Annotated in this window: 17 protein-coding genes, 1 tRNA gene and 1 pseudogene; 11 read left to right on the top strand and 8 right to left on the bottom strand. The window is 63.5% G+C overall.

What is annotated here, in order from left to right; genetic code table 11:
* The first annotated feature begins 138 nt into the window (after nucleotides 1–138).
* The 3 genes and pseudogenes from ACQKPE_RS17455 to ACQKPE_RS17465 all read left to right on the top strand — a co-directional run bounded on the left by ACQKPE_RS17455 (nucleotide 139) and on the right by ACQKPE_RS17465 (nucleotide 3707).
* On the top strand, nucleotides 139–1908 hold the full coding sequence (locus ACQKPE_RS17455) for an ABC transporter transmembrane domain-containing protein (RefSeq protein WP_427667768.1): 1770 nt from the start codon (nucleotides 139–141) through the stop codon (nucleotides 1906–1908).
* A 755-nt stretch (nucleotides 1909–2663) separates the two neighbouring features.
* Nucleotides 2664–2822 (top strand): annotated as a pseudogene (locus ACQKPE_RS17460) (HAMP domain-containing protein); the annotation flags it as partial.
* A 171-nt stretch (nucleotides 2823–2993) separates the two neighbouring features.
* A complete protein-coding gene (locus ACQKPE_RS17465) occupies nucleotides 2994–3707 on the top strand; it encodes a methyl-accepting chemotaxis protein (protein WP_427667795.1) in 714 nt (237 codons plus the stop codon).
* Between the two features lie 66 nt (nucleotides 3708–3773).
* Here ACQKPE_RS17465 and ACQKPE_RS17470 read toward each other — a convergent pair.
* Both ACQKPE_RS17470 and ACQKPE_RS17475 read right to left on the bottom strand, forming a co-directional pair.
* Nucleotides 3774–3850 (bottom strand) — tRNA-Pro (locus ACQKPE_RS17470).
* An 81-nt stretch (nucleotides 3851–3931) separates the two neighbouring features.
* The gene (locus ACQKPE_RS17475) at nucleotides 3932–4153 is read right to left on the bottom strand and encodes a YgdI/YgdR family lipoprotein (protein WP_427667770.1); all 222 of its coding nucleotides are present in this window, start codon (nucleotides 4151–4153) and stop codon (nucleotides 3932–3934) included.
* A 180-nt stretch (nucleotides 4154–4333) separates the two neighbouring features.
* On the opposite strand from ACQKPE_RS17475, the gene moaB reads away from it, so the two are divergent.
* Nucleotides 4334–4873: a molybdenum cofactor biosynthesis protein B gene (gene moaB / locus ACQKPE_RS17480; RefSeq protein WP_427667771.1), complete on the top strand. Its 540-nt coding sequence runs from the start codon at nucleotides 4334–4336 to the stop codon at nucleotides 4871–4873.
* 22 nt (nucleotides 4874–4895) lie between these two features.
* Nucleotides 4896–6083, top strand: a complete 1188-nt coding sequence (locus ACQKPE_RS17485) for a molybdopterin molybdotransferase MoeA (protein ID WP_427667797.1) — start codon at nucleotides 4896–4898, stop codon at nucleotides 6081–6083.
* Here the strand turns inward: ACQKPE_RS17485 and ACQKPE_RS17490 are convergent.
* Nucleotides 6072–7319 (bottom strand): glycosyltransferase family 4 protein, encoded by a 1248-nt coding sequence (locus ACQKPE_RS17490; RefSeq protein ID WP_427667773.1) that lies wholly within the window; start codon nucleotides 7317–7319, stop codon nucleotides 6072–6074. The two genes, ACQKPE_RS17485 and ACQKPE_RS17490, sit on opposite strands and share 12 nt — an antisense overlap.
* A gap of 193 nt (nucleotides 7320–7512) precedes the next feature.
* Between ACQKPE_RS17490 and yegS the strand changes: the two genes are divergently transcribed.
* Nucleotides 7513–8400, top strand: coding sequence for a lipid kinase YegS (yegS, locus tag ACQKPE_RS17495; protein WP_427667775.1), 888 nt, complete (start codon nucleotides 7513–7515; stop codon nucleotides 8398–8400).
* On the opposite strand, the gene ACQKPE_RS17500 is transcribed toward yegS, so the two are convergent.
* The 3 genes from ACQKPE_RS17500 to ACQKPE_RS17510 form a co-directional block, all read right to left on the bottom strand.
* A complete protein-coding gene (locus ACQKPE_RS17500; RefSeq protein WP_427667777.1) occupies nucleotides 8384–9043 on the bottom strand; it encodes a response regulator in 660 nt (219 codons plus the stop codon). The two genes, yegS and ACQKPE_RS17500, sit on opposite strands and share 17 nt — an antisense overlap.
* Nucleotides 9033–9926, bottom strand: a complete 894-nt coding sequence (locus ACQKPE_RS17505) for a sensor histidine kinase (protein ID WP_427667779.1) — start codon at nucleotides 9924–9926, stop codon at nucleotides 9033–9035. The genes ACQKPE_RS17500 and ACQKPE_RS17505 overlap by 11 nt, the downstream gene beginning before the upstream one ends.
* A gap of 387 nt (nucleotides 9927–10313) precedes the next feature.
* Nucleotides 10314–10754 (bottom strand): histidine kinase, encoded by a 441-nt coding sequence (locus ACQKPE_RS17510; RefSeq protein WP_427667781.1) that lies wholly within the window; start codon nucleotides 10752–10754, stop codon nucleotides 10314–10316.
* A 352-nt stretch (nucleotides 10755–11106) separates the two neighbouring features.
* On the opposite strand from ACQKPE_RS17510, the gene ACQKPE_RS17515 reads away from it, so the two are divergent.
* Both ACQKPE_RS17515 and ACQKPE_RS17520 read left to right on the top strand, forming a co-directional pair.
* The gene (locus ACQKPE_RS17515) at nucleotides 11107–12042 is read left to right on the top strand and encodes a chemotaxis protein CheV (protein WP_427667783.1); all 936 of its coding nucleotides are present in this window, start codon (nucleotides 11107–11109) and stop codon (nucleotides 12040–12042) included.
* Nucleotides 12043–12102: 60 nt separating this feature from the next.
* Nucleotides 12103–12906, top strand: a complete 804-nt coding sequence (locus ACQKPE_RS17520; protein ID WP_427667785.1) for an MOSC domain-containing protein — start codon at nucleotides 12103–12105, stop codon at nucleotides 12904–12906.
* 78 nt (nucleotides 12907–12984) lie between these two features.
* Here ACQKPE_RS17520 and ACQKPE_RS17525 read toward each other — a convergent pair whose 3' ends face one another.
* The gene (locus ACQKPE_RS17525) at nucleotides 12985–14913 is read right to left on the bottom strand and encodes a transglycosylase SLT domain-containing protein (protein ID WP_427667787.1); all 1929 of its coding nucleotides are present in this window, start codon (nucleotides 14911–14913) and stop codon (nucleotides 12985–12987) included.
* A gap of 222 nt (nucleotides 14914–15135) precedes the next feature.
* On the opposite strand from ACQKPE_RS17525, the gene ACQKPE_RS17530 reads away from it, so the two are divergent.
* Nucleotides 15136–17070 carry an ATP-binding cassette domain-containing protein gene (locus ACQKPE_RS17530; RefSeq protein WP_427667789.1) on the top strand — a complete coding sequence of 645 codons (1935 nt, stop codon included), beginning with the start codon at nucleotides 15136–15138 and terminating at the stop codon, nucleotides 17068–17070.
* A 52-nt stretch (nucleotides 17071–17122) separates the two neighbouring features.
* Here the strand turns inward: ACQKPE_RS17530 and ACQKPE_RS17535 are convergent, their stop codons facing one another.
* Nucleotides 17123–17563, bottom strand: coding sequence for a universal stress protein (locus ACQKPE_RS17535; RefSeq protein ID WP_375100185.1), 441 nt, complete (start codon nucleotides 17561–17563; stop codon nucleotides 17123–17125).
* A 109-nt stretch (nucleotides 17564–17672) separates the two neighbouring features.
* Between ACQKPE_RS17535 and ACQKPE_RS17540 the strand changes: the two genes are divergently transcribed.
* Nucleotides 17673–18110 carry a hypothetical protein gene (locus ACQKPE_RS17540; protein ID WP_427667791.1) on the top strand — a complete coding sequence of 146 codons (438 nt, stop codon included), beginning with the start codon at nucleotides 17673–17675 and terminating at the stop codon, nucleotides 18108–18110.
* A 476-nt stretch (nucleotides 18111–18586) separates the two neighbouring features.
* On the top strand, nucleotides 18587–19982 hold a 1396-nt coding region (locus ACQKPE_RS17545; RefSeq protein WP_427667793.1), incomplete at its 3' end, for an enoyl-CoA hydratase-related protein.

Below are 19982 nucleotides of genomic sequence, written 5' to 3' on the forward strand. Positions count from 1 at the left end.
AAAGCACCAGTTGGGGCTTATATCAATAGGCTATAGGCGCTTTGCCCGCCTGAATTGCGATCTTGGTGCGCAAGCGAGAGTTCCGCGCAGGTGGATGAGTGGTAGTCTGCACGCTTCCCCCTGCACCTGGCCCACGCCATGCCCGAACCGGTCTCATCCCGCCAACGCCGCGCCCTGCGCCTGGCCTGGCAGTTCATTCGTCCTTATCGTCGGCAGACGCTGTTGGCCATGCTGGCGCTGATCCTTACCGCAGCCATCACCTTGTCCATGGGGCAGGGCATTCGCTTGCTGGTCGACCAGGGCTTCATGACCCGCTCGCCCCACCAGCTCAACCAGACCATTGGCTTGTTCATGGTGCTGGTGCTGGCGCTGGCCGTCGGTACCTTCAGCCGCTTCTACCTGGTTTCATGGATCGGCGAGCGCTGCGTGGCCGATATCCGCCGCGCAGTGTTCGACCACCTGGTCGGCCTGCACCCGGGCTTCTTCGAGGACAACCGTAGCTCCGAGATCCAGTCGCGCCTGACCGCCGATACCACCTTGCTGCAATCGGTGATCGGCTCGTCGCTGTCGATGTTCCTGCGCAATGCCTTGATGGTGGTGGGTGGCGTGGTGTTGCTGTTCGTCACCAACCCCAAGCTCACCAGCATCGTGGTGCTGGCCCTGCCGCTGGTGCTGGCGCCGATCCTGCTGTTCGGGCGCCGGGTTCGCAGCCTGTCGCGGCAAAGCCAGGACCGGGTGGCCGACGTGGGCAGCTACGTCGCCGAGACCTTCGGCCAGATCAAGACCGTGCAGGCCTACAACCACCAGGCGCGTGACCAGGCGTTGTTCGCCGAGACCGTCGAAGTTGCCTTTTCCGTGGCGCGGCGGCGCATCGCCCAGCGGGCCTGGTTGATTACCCTGGTCATCGTGCTGGTGCTGGGCGCTGTGGCGGTGATGCTGTGGGTCGGCGGCATGGATGTGATCGGCGGGCGTATTTCGGGGGGCGAGCTGGCGGCGTTCGTGTTCTACAGCCTGATCGTCGGCAGCGCGGTCGGCACCCTCAGCGAAGTGCTCGGCGAACTGCAACGGGCCGCCGGTGCTGCCGAACGCATCGGCGAACTGCTGGCGGCGCGTAGCGCAATCCTGCCGCCTGAGCAGCCGCACAGCCTGCCTGGCCAGCGCGCCAGTGGGCGCATCGAGCTGCAGGACGTGACATTCGCCTACCCCTCACGGCCAGGGGTGGCGGCCATCGATGGCCTGAGCCTGGTCGTTGAGCCGGGGCAGACGGTGGCCCTGGTGGGGCCGTCCGGGGCGGGCAAGTCGACCTTGTTCGACTTGTTGCTGCGCTTTCATGACCCGCAGTCGGGCAGCATCCTGCTCGATGGCCAGGCCATCACCACGCTGACGCCGCACGACCTGCGCCGTCAGTTCGCCCTGGTTGCGCAGAACCCGGCGCTGTTTCGCGGTACGGTCGAGGCCAATATCCGCTACGGCCGGCCCGAGGCGACCCAGGCCCAGGTCGAGGCAGCGGCGCGCAGTGCCCATGCCCATGAGTTCATCGAACAACTGCCCCAGGGCTACCAGACGCCGCTGGGCGAGGGCGGCGTGGGCTTGTCCGGCGGCCAGCGCCAGCGCCTGGCCATTGCCCGTGCGCTGTTGGTGGATGCGCCAATACTGTTGCTGGACGAAGCCACCAGCGCCCTCGACGCCCAGAGCGAACACCTGATCCAGCAGGCCTTGCCGCAGCTCATGGCCGGGCGCACCACCCTGGTGATCGCCCACCGCCTGGCCACGGTGCAGCATGCCGACCGTATCGCGGTGATCGACCAGGGGTGCCTGGCGGCGGTTGGCAGTCATCGCCAGTTGGTCGAGCACAACCCGCTGTACGCTCGGCTGGCAGCCTTGCAGTTCAGTGGCGGTCACGTTTGACGCTGTCTTGTAACATTTTTGTAGCAATTGCCTGAGACTATCGGCCTTAACTATTGTGCAAGTGCTCGACCTGGCTGCTATCGACCGATGGCAGCTTTTTTTTGGCTTGCGAACGAGGACAGGGACGTCTGCTCGGCGGTGCGCTTGGCGCATCGTTCCTTTTCTCCTTGTTCGAGACCTTCCCGATGCGTCGATCCCTGAGAGTGCAAATTCTCGCCCTGTTGGGCGGCAGTCTGGCAGCGATGCTGCTGATTGCGTTGGTGTGTTTCCAGTTCCTGTCTTCGAACGTGCGGGGTTATGCCGAGCTGGTCGACGGGCCATTGCGCGCTTCGCAACTGATCGACGAGGCCAACCTGCAGTTCAAGATACAGGTGCAGGAGTGGAAGAACGTGCTGCTGCGCGGCCGTCAGCCGGCAGAGCTGGACAAGTACTGGCAGCAGTTCCAGGACCGCGAGCGGCAGGTACAGACGGTGCTGGGGCAGTTGATCGACAGCAGCGATGGCGAGCTCAAGGCGCGCGTGCAGCAGTTGCGTGACAGTCACCGTCAACTGGGCCAGGCCTATGGGCAAGGGCGCCAGGCGTTCATCGCCGCGGGTGGCGACCCGGTGGTGGGGGATCAGGCAGTCAAGGGCGTGGACCGCGCTGCCAGCGAGCAGATGAGCGCGCTGGTGGAGCAACTGCGGGCCGAGTCTGCTACCCGCGCCGCTGCCATCAGCGCTGGTGCCGAGCGCACGGTATGGCTCGGGGTGCTGGTGATGCTGGGCTCGGCGCTGTTGGTCGGGGTGCTCAGCCTGTGGCTGGTTGACCGCAGCCTGGTCGAGCCGATTCGCCGCCTGATCGACTACGTCGCCCAGCTCAGCCAGGGGCAGTTCGCCGACCGCGTCGACAGCCGCCGCGAAGATGAGCTAGGGCGTTTGGCCAGTGCCGCCAACACCCTGCGCGACTTCCTCGCCGACACCATCGGGCGCCTCAAGGACAACGCGGTAGAACTGGAAAACGCCAGCGGCCAGTTGCGCAATATCGCAGGCGACATGGCCACTGGCACCCACGACCAGTTCCAGCGTACCGACCAGGTGGCCACGGCCATGCACGAGATGTCCGCCACCGCCCAGGAGGTGGCGCGCCATGCTGCCGAAGCCGCACGTGCGGCGGACGATGCCGACCACAGCGCCCAGGCGGGCGAGCAGGTGATGCAGCAGACCATCGACATCATTGGCGTGGTCAACCGCGAGATCGCCGGCACCGCCCTGGTGATCCGTCACCTGGAAAGCGACAGCACGCGCATCGGCAAGGTGCTGGAGGTGATCCGCGGGATTGCCGAGCAGACCAACCTGCTGGCGCTCAATGCTGCGATCGAGGCCGCGCGGGCCGGTGAGGCCGGGCGAGGCTTCGCGGTGGTCGCCGACGAGGTCCGCAGCCTGGCCCAGCGCACGGCTGCGTCGATCGCCGAGATTCACCAGATCATCGAGGCCGTGCAGCAGGGCGCGGTCGATGCGGTCAAGGCCATCGAGGGCGGCCAGCAGCGCAGCGAGGAGGGCGCCGAGCAGGTGCAGCAGGCCGGCCAGATGCTGCGCCGCATCACCCAGTCGGTAGAGGCGATCCGCGACATGAACCGGCAAATCGCCACGGCGGCGGAAGAGCAGACTAGCGTCGCCGAGGACATCTCGCGCAACCTGGTCGAGATCACCCGCATCGCCACCGCCAACCAGCAGGCCGTGCAGCATACCGAGCAGGCCGGGCAGAAGTTGCACGGGTTGTCAGGGCAGTTGGGCCAGGTGACCTCGCGCCTGACGGCGTGAGGCAGCCACACGTCATTTCCCACGCACAACAAAAAGCCCGCGGAAGGCGGGCTTTTTGGAAGGATTTGGTCGGAGAGACAGGATTCGAACCTGCGGCCTTCTCGTCCCGAACGAGACGCGCTACCTGGCTGCGCTACACTCCGATTTGAAAATCCTACTGCATGCCATTTTTCAACGCAAGCCCTTGTTGTTAAAAGGACCTTTGCCAAAAGTCGGCTGCCAAATCAGAGCTCTTTCACGGTGCGAATCTGGTCTTTGTTGATACGCGCGCGCTTGCCGTCGAGTTGCTCGAATTCGTAGAAGCCGGAGTCGTCGTCATAGGACGGGGTATCCACGGCTTGGATCTCACGGCCGTCGTTCAGCGTGATGACGGTCGGCGATGCACAACCAGCGAGGGCGCCCAGGCCGAGGGCAAGCATGAGGGCAGGAAGGGTCCGTTGGATCATGGTGTTTCTCCAGTGCAATAGTCCGTGATGTCATTAAGACGCAGCGCGTCCATGCAAGTTCCTTGCATCGTGCAGCATAGCGCTGCTGCGCAGGCTCGGGCCTTGGTCTGGCCACATCCGCGCCGGGGCCGCCCTGTGATATAACACCCGGCATTCCTTCCCCACCTGCAACGGACTCCCATGAAAGCCAAGGCAGACACCCCTTTCGTGCCGCTGAACATCGCTGTGCTGACGGTCAGTGACACCCGTACCTTCGACACCGACACCTCCGGGCAACTGTTCGTCGACCGCCTGAGCGCGGCGGGGCACCGCCTGGCCGAGCGCGTGCTGCTCAAGGATGACCTGTACAAGATCCGCGCCCAGGTGGCCACCTGGATCGCCGACGACCTGGTGCAAGTCGTGTTGATCACCGGCGGCACCGGCTTCACCGGGCGCGACAGCACCCCGGAAGCGGTCGCTTGCCTGCTGGACAAGCAGGTCGATGGTTTTGGCGAGTTGTTCCGGCAGATCTCGGTGGCCGATATCGGCACCTCCACGATTCAATCCCGCGCCTTGGCCGGCCTGGCCAATGGCACCCTGGTGTGCTGCCTGCCGGGCTCGACCAATGCGGTGCGAACCGGTTGGGATGGCATTCTTGCCGAGCAGTTGGATGCCCGGCATCGCCCCTGCAACTTCGTGGCTCACCTCAAGCAGGCCGAGGCGTGTGAAAGCCGTGGTTGAGGCTGTGTCGAACCCGCCGCTGATGCCGGTGGAACAAGCCCTGGCGCAACTGCTGGCGCTGGCCGAAGCCACGCCGGTGCGCGAAACCGAGGCGCTGACCCTGGCTGAGGCCGATGGGCGCATCCTGGCCGAAGACCTGGTGGCCAGCCTCGACCTGCCGCCCTGGCCGAACAGCGCCATGGATGGCTACGCCCTGCGTCTGGCCGATTGGAATGGCGAGCCGCTGGCGGTCAGCCAGCGGATCTTCGCCGGCCACGCGCCAGCGCCTTTGCAGCCCGGGACCTGCGCGCGCATCTTCACCGGCGCGCCGCTGCCCGAGGGTGCCGATTGCGTCGAGATGCAGGAAAGCGTCGAAGTGCTGGACGATGGTCGTGTGCGTCTGCTCGAGCCCTTGGTCGTCGACCAGAATGTGCGCCCCAAGGGCCAGGAAACCCGCGCTGGCGAGCGTGTGCTGGATGCCGGCACGCGCCTTGGGCCGATCGAGCTGGGCCTTGCCGCGACCTTGGGGCATGCCCGGCTGAAGGTGGTGCGCCGGGCGCGAGTGGCTGTGCTTTCCACGGGCGATGAGCTGGTAGAGCCAGGCCTGGCGTTGGGGCCGGGGCAAATCTACAACAGCAACCGCCGCCTGCTGGTCAGCTGGCTGCAGCGCATGGGCTGCGAGGTGGTGGACGCCGGTATTCTCGCCGATGACCTGGCGCTGACCCGGCAATGCCTGGCGGGGTTGGGCGAGGTCGACCTGATCCTCTCCACCGGAGGCGTGTCGGTGGGCGAAGCCGACTACCTCGGCATGGCACTGCGCGAAGCCGGTGAGCTGGCCTTGTGGAAGCTCGCCATCAAGCCTGGCAAGCCACTGACCTTCGGGCATTTTCGCGGCGTGCCGGTCATCGGCCTGCCGGGTAACCCGGCCTCGACCTTGGTCACCTTCGCGCTACTCACGCGCCCGTACCTGCTGCGCCGCCTGGGTGTCGCCGAGGTGACGCCCATGCGCTTCGAGGTGCCCGCCGGGTTCGAGTGGCCCAAGCCAGGCACGCGCCGCGAATATCTGCGTGCGCGCATCGAGCGGGGCCGGGTGCAGATCTACAAGAACCAGAGCTCCGGCGTACTGCGCAGCGCGGCCTGGGCCGATGGCCTGGTCGAGGTGCGTGAGGGCAGCACGGTGAGCCTGGGCGACCCTGTGTCGTTCATCCCGTTCAGCGAACTACTTGGCTGAACGGCCGAGCAGCACCACCTCCATCGGGGCGGGCTGCGCTGGCGCCAGCTGGGTCAGGCGCATGTGCACGCTCTCCAGCTGTTGCGCGGCCACGCTCCAGTCATGGCGCTGGCGAGCCAGCTGGCGCCCCGCTTCACCGAGCTGGCTCATGCGCCAGGGCTGGGTGAGCAACTGGTTGATCAGCAGCGCCAGTTGGTCGCCTTCGTCGCTGCCCAGGTAGTGTTCGCCGTTGTTCACCGCAAGCCCTGATACCCCTTTGCGCGTAGTGACCACCGGCATGCCGGCGGCCATCGCTTCGAGAATCTTTACCTTGGGCCCTCCGGCGTAGCGCAGTGGCGCGAAGAACACTGCCGAGCGGCGTTGCAGTTCGCGCAGGTCGGGGCAGTAGCCGACCCACTCGATGCGCGGGTCGTTCCAGTGCAGCTTCCAGTGTGCGGGCAACGCGTGCCCGGCGATGGCCAGGCGCACTGCCGGGTTGCTTTGCCAGACCTGGGGCAGGATCTCCTCCAGCGCCCATTCGATCGCCTCCAGGTTGGCGCCATATTCGAAATTACCCACGAACAACAGCCGCTGGCTGTGCCGTGCAGGCTGCACCGTCTGGTAATAGTCGCAATCCACACCGCTGACCACCACGTTCACCGGTCGGCCGCTGATCTGGCTGATCAGTTCGGCGTCGTGCGCAGATACTGCCACCACTTCACTGGGCTGGCTCAGCACTCGCTGTTCCCAGCGCCGGTAGCGCCAGCGGTCGAAGGCGTTGAGTGGGCGTAGCCACAGGGGCAGGCGGTCGTGGCTGGCAGCCCCCATCACCGACTCCAGCGTGTGCTCGCTGAGCATGAACGGCAGCCCGCGGGCTTGCAGGGCTTTTTCGAACGGCTGGAAGGCATAGCTGTGCTCGATCTGGATCACGTCCCAGGGCTCGTCGAGCAACTGTTCGAAACGGTGCCGCAGGCAAGGGGCCAAACCATTGATGATGGTGCGCATGGGGTAGTCGATGATTGGCGATGCCAGCAGGTTGAGCGGGCTGTGCACTGGCCGCCGGGGCAGTACGATCAAGCGCTCCAGGAAGGGTTCCAGGGCCTCTCGGGCAAGGTCGGACAGCGGGACTTTCGACTGCACCAACAGGGTGATCCGGTGGCCATGCTTCGCCAGCTCGCGCAGCAGGTGGTATTGCCGGGTCTTGCTGCCGCTGGTGGTGGGCCAAGGCAGGTAAGGCAGCGTCCAGAGTATGCGCATGGCCCACTCCTGTCAGGTGTTGGGGAGGGTTTTGTCAATAATATGACGCTGCTTCAAGTTCCTTTTTAAGGATAGCCAAGTATTTGTCGAGGTGCGGGTGCAGTTCGTCTGTACGATTTTCTTCGGCGCCGTGCAGCAATTCGGCAGTCGCCGTGGTCGAGATTGGCAGTGGCATTTTCAAGGAGAGCCTCTGATGGACGGGCGCAAGGCAATGTTGATCCTGCATGGCAAGCAAGCCATGAACGAAGAGGTGCGTACCGCAGTGAACGAACTGCGCGATCGTGGCTGGACCTTGGACGTGCGCCTGACCTGGGAAGGTGGCGATGCCCAGCGCCTGGTGGGCGAGGCGCTGGCGGGCGGCTATTCGCAGGTGGTCGCCGGGGGCGGCGACGGGACCTTGCGCGATGTGGCCGAGGCCATGGGCCAGGCCGACACCCAGGTCAGCCTGGCCCTGATGCCCCTGGGCACCGCCAACGATTTCGCCAAGGCAGCAGGTGTGCCGCTGGAGCCGGCTGCCGCCCTCGCGTTGCTTGAGCAGCCTGCGCGTGCAATCGACCTGGGCAAGGTTGGCGAGCAGATGTTTCTCAACATGGCCACGGGCGGCTTTGGCAGCCAGGTCACCGCCAATACCTCGGAAGACTTGAAGAAAGTGCTGGGGGCGGCGGCCTATCTATTTACCGGCTTGAGTCGTTTCAGCGAGCTGCAGGCGGCGTCGGTAGAGCTGCAGGGGCCAGATTTTCATTGGCAGGGCGAGCTGCTGGCGCTGGGCATCGGCAATGGTCGCCAGGCTGGTGGTGGGCATGTGCTGTGCCCGGATGCGCTCGCCGATGATGGCCTGCTGGATATCGGCATCCTGCCGGCGCCTCAGGAAGTGGTAGGCGCATTGCGTGAGTTGCTGGCCGGGGAGGGGTTGTTCGTGCGTGCCCGCTTGCCTTGGGTGGAGATCAAGAGCTCCCAGGGCCTGGACATCAACCTCGATGGCGAGCCGCTGCAGGCCGACAGCCTGCGCTTCGAGGCCTGCCCGGCAGCCTTGCGCCTGCACCTGCCGGCCGACTCGCCGCTGCTCAGTCGTCCAGGCTGATGATCTTCTCGCGCACGGCGAACAGCACCAGGCCCGCCACGTCGTAGATCTGCAGGCGCTTCATGATCTGCGAGCGGTGGGTTTCCACGGTCTTGATCGACAGCCCGAGGCCTGCGGCGATTTCCCGGGTCGACTTGCCGCGCACGATCAGGCGCAGGATTTCCAGTTGCCGGGCGGTCAGGTTGTGGCGGTCGCTGTTGCCGGACTTGCCGTTTTGCGCGCGCAGCAGCGCCTGGTTGATCACGGTGTGGGCAATGGCCGGGCTGAGATAGCGCTCGTCGTTCTTCAGCGCCGCGAGGGCATGCTCCAGCTCGGTGGCCGTGGTGTCCTTGAGCAGGTACCCGTGAGCGCCGCTTTCCAGGGCGTGCATGATCATGTCCGGGTCGGTGTGCATGGAAAGAATCAGCACTTTGCTGGTGCAACCGTTTGCGCGCAATTGCGTGAGCACATCCAGGCCGTTGGTGGAGCGCATCGAGATATCCAGCAAGATGATGTCAGGCGCCAGTTGCTGCACCAGCTCCAGCAAATGGGCGCCGTCGTCGGCTTCGCCGACCACCGAATAGCCGGGAATATCGGACACCAGCGCCCGCACACCAGCGCGAATCAGCGAATGGTCATCAACCAGTAGCAGTCTAGTCATCAAGAGCGAGGGTCCTGGCGCGTTCGCCGCTGCGGGGCGGCCACGGGAACAGTACGTCGATCCGTGTGCCCTGGGCGGGTTGGCTGGTGATGGTAAGGGTGCCTTGCAGGGCAGTGGCGCGCTCGTGCATGCCCGCCATGCCGCGTTGCCCTGCGTCGGCCGGGTTGTCGGCCGGCACGAAACCCAGGCCGTCGTCCTGGATCGACAACGCAAGGCCGCCAGGGGTGCGTTGCAGGCGAATGACCAGGTTGCGCGCCTGGGCGTGACGCAGCACGTTGGTGACTGCTTCCTGGGTGATCCGAAAGGCCGCCATGGAGACGTCTTCCGAGATGCCGCCCAGGCGCTGCTGGCACTCCAGGCTCCAGTGCACGTCGCTGTTTTCCAGCGCACGCAGCAGGTGTGCACGCAGGCTCGCTTCCAGGCCCAGGCTGGCCAGTTGTCGGGGGTTGAGCAGCGCGGAGACGTCGCGCACGTTGGCCAGGGTGTTGTCCAGGGTGCCGCGCAACGTGTCGCAGTTGGCTTGCAGCTCGTCCGGCATACGGCGTTGCAGCCACTCCAGCTGAAGCTTGGCGGCGGTCAGCAACTGGCCAATGTCATCGTGCAATTCGCGGCTCAGGCGTTGGCGTTCGCTTTCCTGCACCTTGAGCATGCGGTCAGCCAGCTCCGCCGGGCGCAGGTTGATCGACTGGGCCCCATGGCGCAGTTGCCAGACAACCGCGGCCATGGCCGCCATTTGCAGCGCCACCACCAGCAGTGGCAGCGGTTGCGCCTGCAGGTAGTGCAGCAGGTTGATGGCCAGCGATGCGATGCACAGCAATGCCGTCGCCCAATGCCATAAGGCGGTGCGAGAGCAGCAGCGCTGGAGAATCTTCACGCGTGGAAGCATAGGTTGGAAAGCCACTAATAGTGTTTCTGTCGCAGGCTGCATCTCGCTATTTAGAGGCGCTGGCATCCTGTTTTCAATCGAGGTTGAGCACAGCTTTCCACCGGTTATATCAAGGAGGCGTGTGTTCCCGTGGGCGCATGGTATCACTTCGAGTTGTTTTGGTCGCGATTGGCTAGTTGCTGGAAAACCTAGGGTTTTCCGGGGCGAAGCGATGCGGTACGGGTCAATGCAAGTGGCTAATGGCCATCATTGTTTGTGGTCGATGACACTTCCTTGTGCAACTAACGCTAGTGCGTCTTTTGGAACTTGTACAACTTGCCAAGTTGTACATTGTTTGCACCTGAATAGGGCCATTAGTTGCCCGTATGAGGAGCAGTGTCGCGCGCCTTAGTTGAGGTTGCATACGTCCGGGCTATCGGCTGCCAGGGGGCTGCCGAGGGACAGGGCCAGCTCGTCGAGCAGGGCTTGCTGCTCCGTGGTGTCCAGGTTCAGGCGCCCGGTGCTCGGGTCGACCAATTCCAGTTGCCAGGCGAGCAGCGTCAGGCAGGCTTGCACTGCGGGAAGTGCAGCACCTTGCAGATGGAGATGAGTACAGGGGGGCGCAAGCAACTGCTGCAGACCCGAGGCGTACTGAGCCACCTCGAGCAATCCGAGGCTTTCGGCGCGGCGTGACAGCGCCTCGAGGCTGTCGTTCAGGCAGTGGCAGGCATCGGGGTCGTTGTCGATCAGCTCAAGATGGTGCAAGCACTCCTGGGCCTTGGTCAGCAAGACCTGTGCATCCAGCAGGAAATCCTGCAGGGCACTGCTGTTCAATGGCGGTCTTTCCATCAGACGTCTCCGAGAGAACGTGCTGGAGCAGGGGTGGGCCACACCGAGAAAAACACTGACAAAAGCCTGACTCCATTCATGCATTGAGATTGGCGTCACATTAATGGCTATTGGATATCGCGAATATCAGGTTGCGCCCGATTGCCACTAGGGGAATCCCTGATGAGGTATTGAGGGTTGAGGGGCGGGCGAGAGGGGCTTGCGAGGAAGGATGTGGTGCCAGTAAAGCATGATGGTAAAGTGATATCAATTACCCGCACAGCATTTTCTATCGGGGGTCAAGTCGTGAGCAGACTCGCCGATACAATGCAGATGCAACCACTTTTCCCGATCAGAGCCTGGGAGTTGTCCAATGGCCGGTATTCTCGACACGGTAGACCAACGTACGCAACTGGTAGGTGAGAACCGCCTGGAAATTTTGATGTTCCGCCTGTCTGGTCGCCAGCTGTTCGCGATCAATGTGTTCAAGGTCCAGGAGGTACTGCAACTGCCCAAGCTGACCCTGATGCCGCAGCGACACTCGTTCGTTTGTGGCGTGGTCAACCTGCGTGGCCAGACCCTGCCGGTGATCGACCTGTCCCAGGCAATTGGCATGCGCCCGCTGACACCAGGGCCGAACAGCACCATCATCGTCACCGAATACAACCGTTCGGTGCAGGCTTTCCTGGTCGGTGGCGTGGACCGCATCGTCAACATGAACTGGGAAGCCATCCTGCCACCGCCCACCAGCGCTGGGCGCCAACATTACCTGACGGCCATTACCAAGGTCGACGAGCAGTTGGTCGAGATCATCGACGTGGAGAAGGTGCTGGCGGAAATCGTGCCCTACAGCGCCAAGGTTTCCCGCGACAAGCTTGAAGACCCGGTGCTGGCCCGTGCACGCGGTTGCGAGGTGCTGCTGGTGGATGACTCCAACGTGGCCCTGGCGCAGTTGCGCGACACCCTTTCGCAACTGGGCATGAAGCTGCATGTGGCCAGTGATGGTCTCAAGGCTCTGAACCTGCTCAAGGGCTGGGCCGATGCTGGCGAGAATGTCTGCGAGAAGCTGTTGATGGTCTTTACCGATGCGGAGATGCCCGAGATGGACGGCTACCGTCTGACCACCGAGATCCGCAACGACCCACGCTTGCGCGGGCTCTACGTGGTGCTGCATACCTCGCTTTCGGGCAGCTTCAACGAGTCGATGGTGAAGAAGGTCGGCTGCGACAACTTCCTCTCCAAGTTCCAGCCGGACCGCCTGGTGGAGGTGGTGCGCGAGCGCCTGACCCTCGCACGCACCCCCGCATGAGGCCTGCGCCCGGCGTAAGCCGGGTATAAGCTAGGGTTTTGGGCTGGAAGGCGTGAAGCGATGTTTCTGAGTGCGTTGTATCGATACCCGGTGAAATCCGCCCAGGCCGAGCAGTTGCCTGAGTCGCGGGTCGACGCCATGGGTTTGTGCGGCGATCGGCGCTGGATGGTGGTGGAAGAGGAGACGGGCCGTTTCCTCACCCAGCGCGCCTGGCCGCAGTTAGGACGGCTCAAGGCCAGCCATGACCCAGCCGGTGGGTTGCTGCTGGAGACCTCGGGGCAGATGCCCCTTGCGGTCGCGTTACCGCCCGCCGACGACAACCTGCGTGGGGTGACCATCTGGCGTGACAGCCTGCGGGTTCCTGATGCAGGCGACGCGGCGGCTGCCTGGCTGAGTACGCTGCTGGGCAAGGCGGTGCGCCTGGTGCATTGCCCTGTGTCGCGCGCGCGTTACCTGCCCAGTGGCTATGGCCTGAACACTGACAAGGCGGCGTTCCCCGATGGTTTTCCCTTGCTGCTGATCGGCCAATCGTCGTTGGACGAGCTCAGCCGTCGCATTGGCCGCCCCATGGAGATGTTGCGTTTTCGACCCAACCTGGTGGTCGAAGGCAGTGCAGCGTTTGCCGAAGACGGCTGGAAGCGCATCCGCATCGGTGGCATGACCTTGCGCCTGCTCAAGCCCAGCGTGCGCTGCATCCTCACCACGCTCGACCCGCAGACCGGCGAACGCAGCCCCGACCGCGAGCCTCTGACGACGCTCAAGACGTTTCGCGAGCGGGAAGGGGACGTGCTGTTCGGGCAAAACGTGGCGGTGGATGGCGAGGGGCGGCTGGAGGTTGGGATGCCGGTCGAGGTGCTCGAGTAAGCGCTTCACCCAAGCCAGGTTGTGCCAAGTATAAAAAGGGCCGCTTTGCGGCCCTTACGCGACACAAGGCCGCCCACGCTACATATCGTCGAAGTAGCGCTCGTGCCAGTCCACCAGCGGCTGCGGTGAATTGAGCTTCTGCCCATAGATCACCGAATACGACAGCACGTTCTGTACGTATTGGCGTGTTTCATCGAAGGGAATCGACTCTACCCATACATCGAAGCTCAGGTGCTTGGCGCCCTTGAGCCACTGCCGTACACGGCCGGGGCCGGCGTTGTAGGCGGCCGAGGCGAGCACGCGGTTGCCGTTGAACTGGCCATGCACCTGGCTCAGGTAGGCGGCGCCGAGCTGGATGTTCTTGTCGGGGTTGAACACCTGCGCTTGCGAGGCCAGCGGGATGTTGAACTTGCGCGCGGTCTCCTTGGCAGTGGCCGGCATCAGCTGCATCAGGCCGCTGGCGCCGACGCTGGAGCGGGCGTCCTCCATGAAGGCGCTTTCCTGGCGGGTGATGGCGAACACCCAGCTCGAATGCAGGCCGCGCACCTTGGCCTCGCGCACCAGGGTGTCGCGGTGGGCCATCGGGAAGCGGATGTCCAGGTCATCCCAGTACTGCGCCTGGCTGATGGTGCGGATGGCCGGGAAGTACCAACGCATGTCGTAGGCCAGGCGGGCCTGGGCGACCATTTCATCGCGGTTGAAATGACGGCTGACGTGATACCACTCGCGACGGCCCTCGACGATCTGGCCGCGGGCGTGGAACTCCAGGGCCCGGCGCACGCCCGGAGTGTTACGCACTTTGCTCATCAGCTGAGGGCTGAGCACCAGTGGCTTGTTGTTCAACTGGTAGGGCAGTTGCGTGCGGTCGGCGGCGAGGAAGCCATAGAAGTCGCGCTCGCGGGCCACGTTCTTGTACAAAAGCGGAATTTGCGGGTTCTGCGGCTGGGCCAGCTCCAGGCTGCGCGCCTGCCAGTAGCGCCAGCGGCTGCTGCCGGCGAGGTCCTGGGGCAGGCGGCGGGTCAGCTCGTAGGCCTCTTCCCAGCGGCCCAGGCGCAGCAACAGGCGCATGCGCCATTCGCTGACGGTGTTGTCGCGCAGTTCAGGGTCGTAGCGGGTCATCAGGTCGAGGGCGCGGGGGTCGTAGCGACGGGCCAGGGTCAGGCCGATCTCGCGGGCGATGGCGACTTTCTCGTCGCGAGAGAAGTGCATGCGCTGGGCGTAGTCATCGAGCAGTGCCATCGCTTGGTCGGGGTTTTGTCGGGCCAGGCGACGCAGGCCCAGGCTGACCACATCGGACATGGCCTCGCTGACCGGCATGAAGCGCGATGGCTGGTTGAGCAACTCGGGCTTCTGCGCCACGTCGAGCAGCAGCTTGCCCTGGGGGGCCAGGGTGGTCAGTGAGTTGACCAGGCTGTTGGCCAGCGTGTAGTTGCGCGCCTGCGCCGCCAGCTTGGCGCGGTTCCAGCGCTTGGCCTCGGTAAGCTGGCCTTCGGCAGCCCACATACCGAACAGGGTGTCGCAGGCCGCCGGTTGCGACTTGCCGACATTCCACAGTTTTTCCGCGCTGGCAAAGCCTTCGGCGCGCAGGCCGTGGCTGAGCTGGTACTGGCCGTTGAGGCAGTCCAGTTCGGTGAAATTGAGCTTGGGGTCGTAGTATTTGACGAAGGGTTTCCAGTCGCCGCGTTCGGCCAGCCAGCGCAACCAGCGCAGTTTCATCCAGTTGGCTTGTGGCAGGTCGCCATGTTTGGCGAGAAAACCCTCGATTTCTTCGTTGCTGGCGCTTTTCAGGCGGGCGGTGAGTTCGTCGTAGGCCAGGTAGGGCGTCAGTGGGTAGTCGCTCAGCGCCTTGGCATAGCGCAGGTATGGCCCCTTGTCGCCTTTGGCCAGGGCCCGCTTGGCTTCGTCGTAGTACTGGCGTTGCTGGGTGATGTCGATGGCGTGGGCAGCACCGGCGGTGGTGGCGGTGAGCAACAGGCAAGATACGAGTTGGAACAGGCGGCTGCGCATGATACGTCCGGGCAGTTGAACCATGAAAAAGTGACGGCGAAGCCAGCACTGTTGAAATCTATTGCCCTTAGCTTAGCTGTTTGCCGACGCTGGATGAAAGCACTGCGCTTGTATCGAATCATTAACCTCTACCAGGCGTCGCAAAGCCTCCCGGTCACCGGTTGATGCATGCCTTCGGTGGGTAAGTCAGGTAGAATGCGCGCCCGGTTTTTGGAGATGATCATGACCCTGCTCAAATTCAGCGATGTGTCCCTCGCGTTCGGCGCCATGCCGCTGCTGGACAAAGTGTCCTGGCAGATCGCCCGTGGCGAGCGGGTGTGCATCATCGGTCGCAACGGCACGGGCAAGTCGAGCATGCTGCGCCTGGTCAAGGGCGAGCAGAAATCTGACGACGGCGATATCTGGCGCGCGCCGGGGCTGAAGATTGGCGAACTGCCCCAGGAGCTCCCGGTTGCCGACGAGCGCAGCGTGTTCGACGTGGTGGCCGAGGGCCTGGATGGTGTCGGGGCCTTGCTTGCCGAGTACCACCACCTGAGCCAGAACATCCAAGGCGACGAAGACCTGGAAAAACTCATGCACGTCCAGCACGAGCTGGAGGCCCGCGACGGTTGGCGCCTGCAGCAGGTGGTGGAAAGCACCCTCAGCCGCCTGCAATTGCCTGCCGACAAGACCCTCGCCGAGCTGTCCGGTGGTTGGCGCCGCCGTGTGCTGCTGGCCCAGGCGCTGGTGTCCGAGCCCGACCTGCTGTTGCTCGACGAGCCGACCAACCACCTGGATATCGGCGCCATCGCCTGGCTCGAGGAAGCGCTCAGCAGCTTCAACGGCGCGGTGCTGTTCATCACTCACGACCGTTCCTTCCTGCAGAACCTGGCCACGCGCATCCTCGAACTGGACCGTGGTGGCCTGATCGACTGGAACGGTGACTACGCCAGCTTCCTGGTGCACAAGGAGGCCGCGCTGGCCGCCGAGGAAACCGCTAACGCGCTGTTCGACAAGCGCCTGGCCCAGGAAGAGGTGTGGATTCGCCAAGGCATCAAGGCTCGACGCACCCGCAACGAAGGCCGCGTGCGTGCGCTCAAGGCGCTGCGGGTGGAGCGGGGCGAGCGGCGTGAGCGCCAGGGCAAGGCGAATATCCAGATCGAAGTGGCGGACAAGTCCGGCAAGCAGGTGATGCTGCTGGAGAACGTCAGCTTCGCTCACCCCGAGGGGCCGAAGCTGGTCAAGGACTTCTCGATGGTACTGCAGCGCCAGGACCGCATTGGCCTGCTGGGTGCCAACGGTACCGGCAAGACCACGCTGCTCAAGCTGATGCTTGGCGACCTTGAGCCTACCGCAGGCAAGGTCGATCGCGGCACCAAGCTGGAAGTGGCTTACTTCGACCAGATGCGCCACCAGCTGGACCTGGAAAAGACCGTTATCGACAACCTCGCCGAGGGCCGCGACTTCATCGATATCGATGGCCAGAGCCGTCATGTGCTGAGCTACCTGGGCGACTTCCTGTTCAGCCCGCAGCGTGCGCGCACGCCGGTCAAGGCCTTGTCGGGTGGGGAGCGTGCCCGGTTGCTGCTGGCCAAGCTGTTCAGCAAGCCGGCCAACCTGCTGGTACTCGACGAGCCGACCAACGACCTGGATGTGGAAACCCTGGAGCTGCTCGAAGAGGTGCTGTCCAACTTCAAGGGCACCGTGCTGATGGTCAGCCACGACCGTGCCTTCCTCGACAACGTGGTGACCAGCACCCTGGTGTTCGAGGGTGAGGGGCGCGTGCGTGAGTATGTCGGTGGCTACGAGGACTGGATTCGCCAGGGCGGCTCGCCGAAACTGCTCGGCGTGAGTGAGAGCAAGGGCGGCAAGTCCGAGTTGGGCAGTGCGGTGGTCGAGAAAGTGATGGAGGAGGCGCCGGCTCCGGCAGCGGCGGCTGCACCGGTTGTCGATGCTAACAAGAAGAAGCTCAGCTACAAGCTGCAACGCGAACTCGAGGCGCTGCCAGGGCAGATCGACGTGTTGGAGCAGAAGATGGCGGCAGCTCAGGAAGAGGTCAATGCACCTGGCTTCTACCAGAGGCCGATTGGCGAAACCTCTGCGGTGCTGGCCAAGATCGAGCAGATGCAGGCCGAACTGGATGGACTGGTGGAGCGCTGGGCCGAGCTGGAAGGCTGAAGAATCGTACCGGCCCTCGCGTGTTTATCCGCGAAGGCCGGTGCAGGTTGAATCACTCTTTCTTCTGTAGCCGAACCGCCAGCACGTCGCAGGGTGCACCGTGCAGCACGTCGTTGGCGGTGGAGCCCAGTAGCAACGCCAGGCCATGGCGCCCATGGCTGCCGACCACGATCAGGTCGCATTTCTGATCCTTTGCCAACTGGTGAATTTCCTGGCGCGGCTGGCCATAGACCAGGTGCGAGTCGCCCTTGTTGATGTCCGGGTACTTGTTGAACAGGCGTTCCATGCGCTCTTTGGCCTGGTCGAACTGCTGCTGCTGCAATTGCGACAGGTCCATTGGCACGTCACCGCCGAAGGCCATGGCCATGGGCTCGACGATGTGCACCAGTGACACCTTGGTGTTCGAGGCCAGGGCCAGTGTTTTGGCCCGCTTGATCACCGGGTCGCATTCCTCGGTCAGGTCGACGGCGACCAGGATATGTTCGTAGGACATGAGCGGTACTCCTGACAATCTCGATAGTAGAAGTATGGTCGCTTTCGGGCGGATCTTCCGTGAAACCGGCTAACCCCCTTATTTGCAACGCTTTATGGGAACTACAGATATGACGGTATGGCTGGTGGTGTCAATCCTTGCGCTGATTCTCAGCCCGCTGGCCTGGCTGCGCCCGTCACGCAAGCAGAGTGAGCAGATGAGCCTGCGCCTGGAGGGGCGCCGCATGGGCCTGGCCATGCAGTTGGCGCCTCAGCAGTGGCCGCACTGGCTGGAGCAGGAGCCGCCCAGCCCATGCCCACAGTACCATCGCGCCCGACGTCGGGGGCGCGAGGACAGCTGGTGCTACTGGCAGGTAAGCCCCGGGGTTTGGTGCAACCAATGGCGTGAACCGTGCGATCAACCTCGCCTGAGCGAATGCTTCGCGCGGCTGCCGGCCAGTGTCTACAAGGTCGAGGCCGATACTCGGATGATCGCCCTGTGTTGGAGTGAGCGTGGCGATAAATCTGTATTGCAGGATATTGCCCACACCCTCGAAACCCTCGCTTGATCGCGCCTTTTCCTTCCCCATAGCGACATAGCGGCGGCCTCCATCAAGGAGGTCGCCGCTATGCGTTCCGCTCGCGCAGAAAGGCCAGGCAGGCCGGGAAGCGTTTCGTTGCCACGCAGTGTAGCCGGGTGTTGGCAAAGCGTTTGTAAAAAATGCGACATCTTGTTGGGCGAGGTTCATCGCTGGCATGAATGACGGGTGATCACTGTCATCATGCGTTATCCCTTCGATAGTACAAAATGACCGCAAAGTCGCGTTTTTCGGGTGCTTTCGAGCATTTGACAATGTCGATCTTTTCGGAGAATGTGTGCGTACCCAAATCAAACGGGCGTATGAATTGAGCGTTTGTATGTGAGAACGCTCTTACAGAATCCCGACTATCGCGCTGACGGGTGTGCCTGGACAAAGGGCGGCGAGCCGCCCCCCACCAGTGATCGGCGTGTACAGTTCAGCTTCCATATCGTGGAGATCAGTTGATGATTTACGAAGGTAAAGCCATCACGGTTAAGGCTCTTGAAAGCGGCATCGTCGAACTGAAGTTCGACCTCAAGGGTGAGTCCGTCAACAAATTCAACCGCCTTACCTTGAACGAATTGCGTCAGGCGGTGGACACCATCAAGGCCGATGCCTCCATCAAGGGCGTGATCGTCAGCAGCGGCAAGGACGTCTTCATCGTCGGCGCCGACATCACCGAGTTCGTCGACAACTTCAAGCTGCCCGAGGCCGAACTGGTCGCCGGCAACCTGGAAGCCAACCGCATCTTCAACGACTTCGAAGACCTCGGCGTGCCAACCGTCGTGGCCATCAACGGCATTGCCCTGGGTGGCGGTCTGGAGATGTGCCTGGCGGCCGACTATCGCGTCATGTCCAGCAGCGCCAAGATCGGCCTGCCGGAAGTCAAGCTGGGCATCTACCCAGGTTTCGGTGGCACGGTCCGCCTGCCACGCCTGATCGGCTCGGACAACGCCATCGAGTGGATCGCCTCCGGCAAGGAAAACCGTGCCGAAGACGCCCTGAAAGTCGGTGCCGTCGACGCCGTGGTCGCTCCCGAGCTGCTGCAGGCTGCTGCCCTGGACCTGGTCAAGCGCGCCATCAGCGGTGAGCTGGACCACAAGGCCAAGCGCCAGCCCAAGCTTGAAAAGATCAAGCTCAACGCCATCGAGCAGATGATGGCCTTCGAAACCGCCAAGGGCTTCGTCGCAGGCCAAGCCGGCCCGAACTACCCGGCCCCGGTCGAAGCCATCAAGACCATCCAGAAAGCCGCCAACTTCGCGCGCGACAAGGCGCTGGAAGTCGAGGCCGCCGGTTTCGCCAAGCTGGCCAAGACGTCGGTCGCCGAAAGCCTGATCGGCCTGTTCCTCAACGACCAGGAACTCAAGCGCAAGGCCAAGGCGCATGACGAAATCGCTGCCGATGTGAAGCAGGCCGCCGTGCTCGGCGCTGGCATCATGGGCGGTGGCATCGCCTACCAGTCGGCGGTCAAGGGCACCCCGATCCTGATGAAGGACATCCGCGAGGAAGCCATCCAGCTGGGCCTGAACGAGGCCTCCAAGCTGCTTGGCAAGCGCGTCGAGAAAGGTCGCCTGACCCCGGCGAAGATGGCCGAGGCGCTCAACGCCATTCGTCCGACCCTGTCCTATGGCGACTTCGCCAATGTCGACATCGTCGTCGAAGCCGTGGTCGAGAACCCGAAAGTCAAGCAAGCCGTGCTGGCCGAGGTGGAAGCCCAGGTCAAGGAAGATGCGATCCTCGCATCCAACACCTCGACCATCGAGGTGGGGTTTTTCGTTCAGCCCGTAAGCCTTACTGCACCTGGCTCACCGAACGCGGTGCCACTGGCTGGTTGTCGTTGGAGATGGTCACCTCCACGCG

Source organism: Pseudomonas sp. NPDC089554 (assembly GCF_050280645.1).
Lineage (GTDB): Bacteria > Pseudomonadota > Gammaproteobacteria > Pseudomonadales > Pseudomonadaceae > Aquipseudomonas.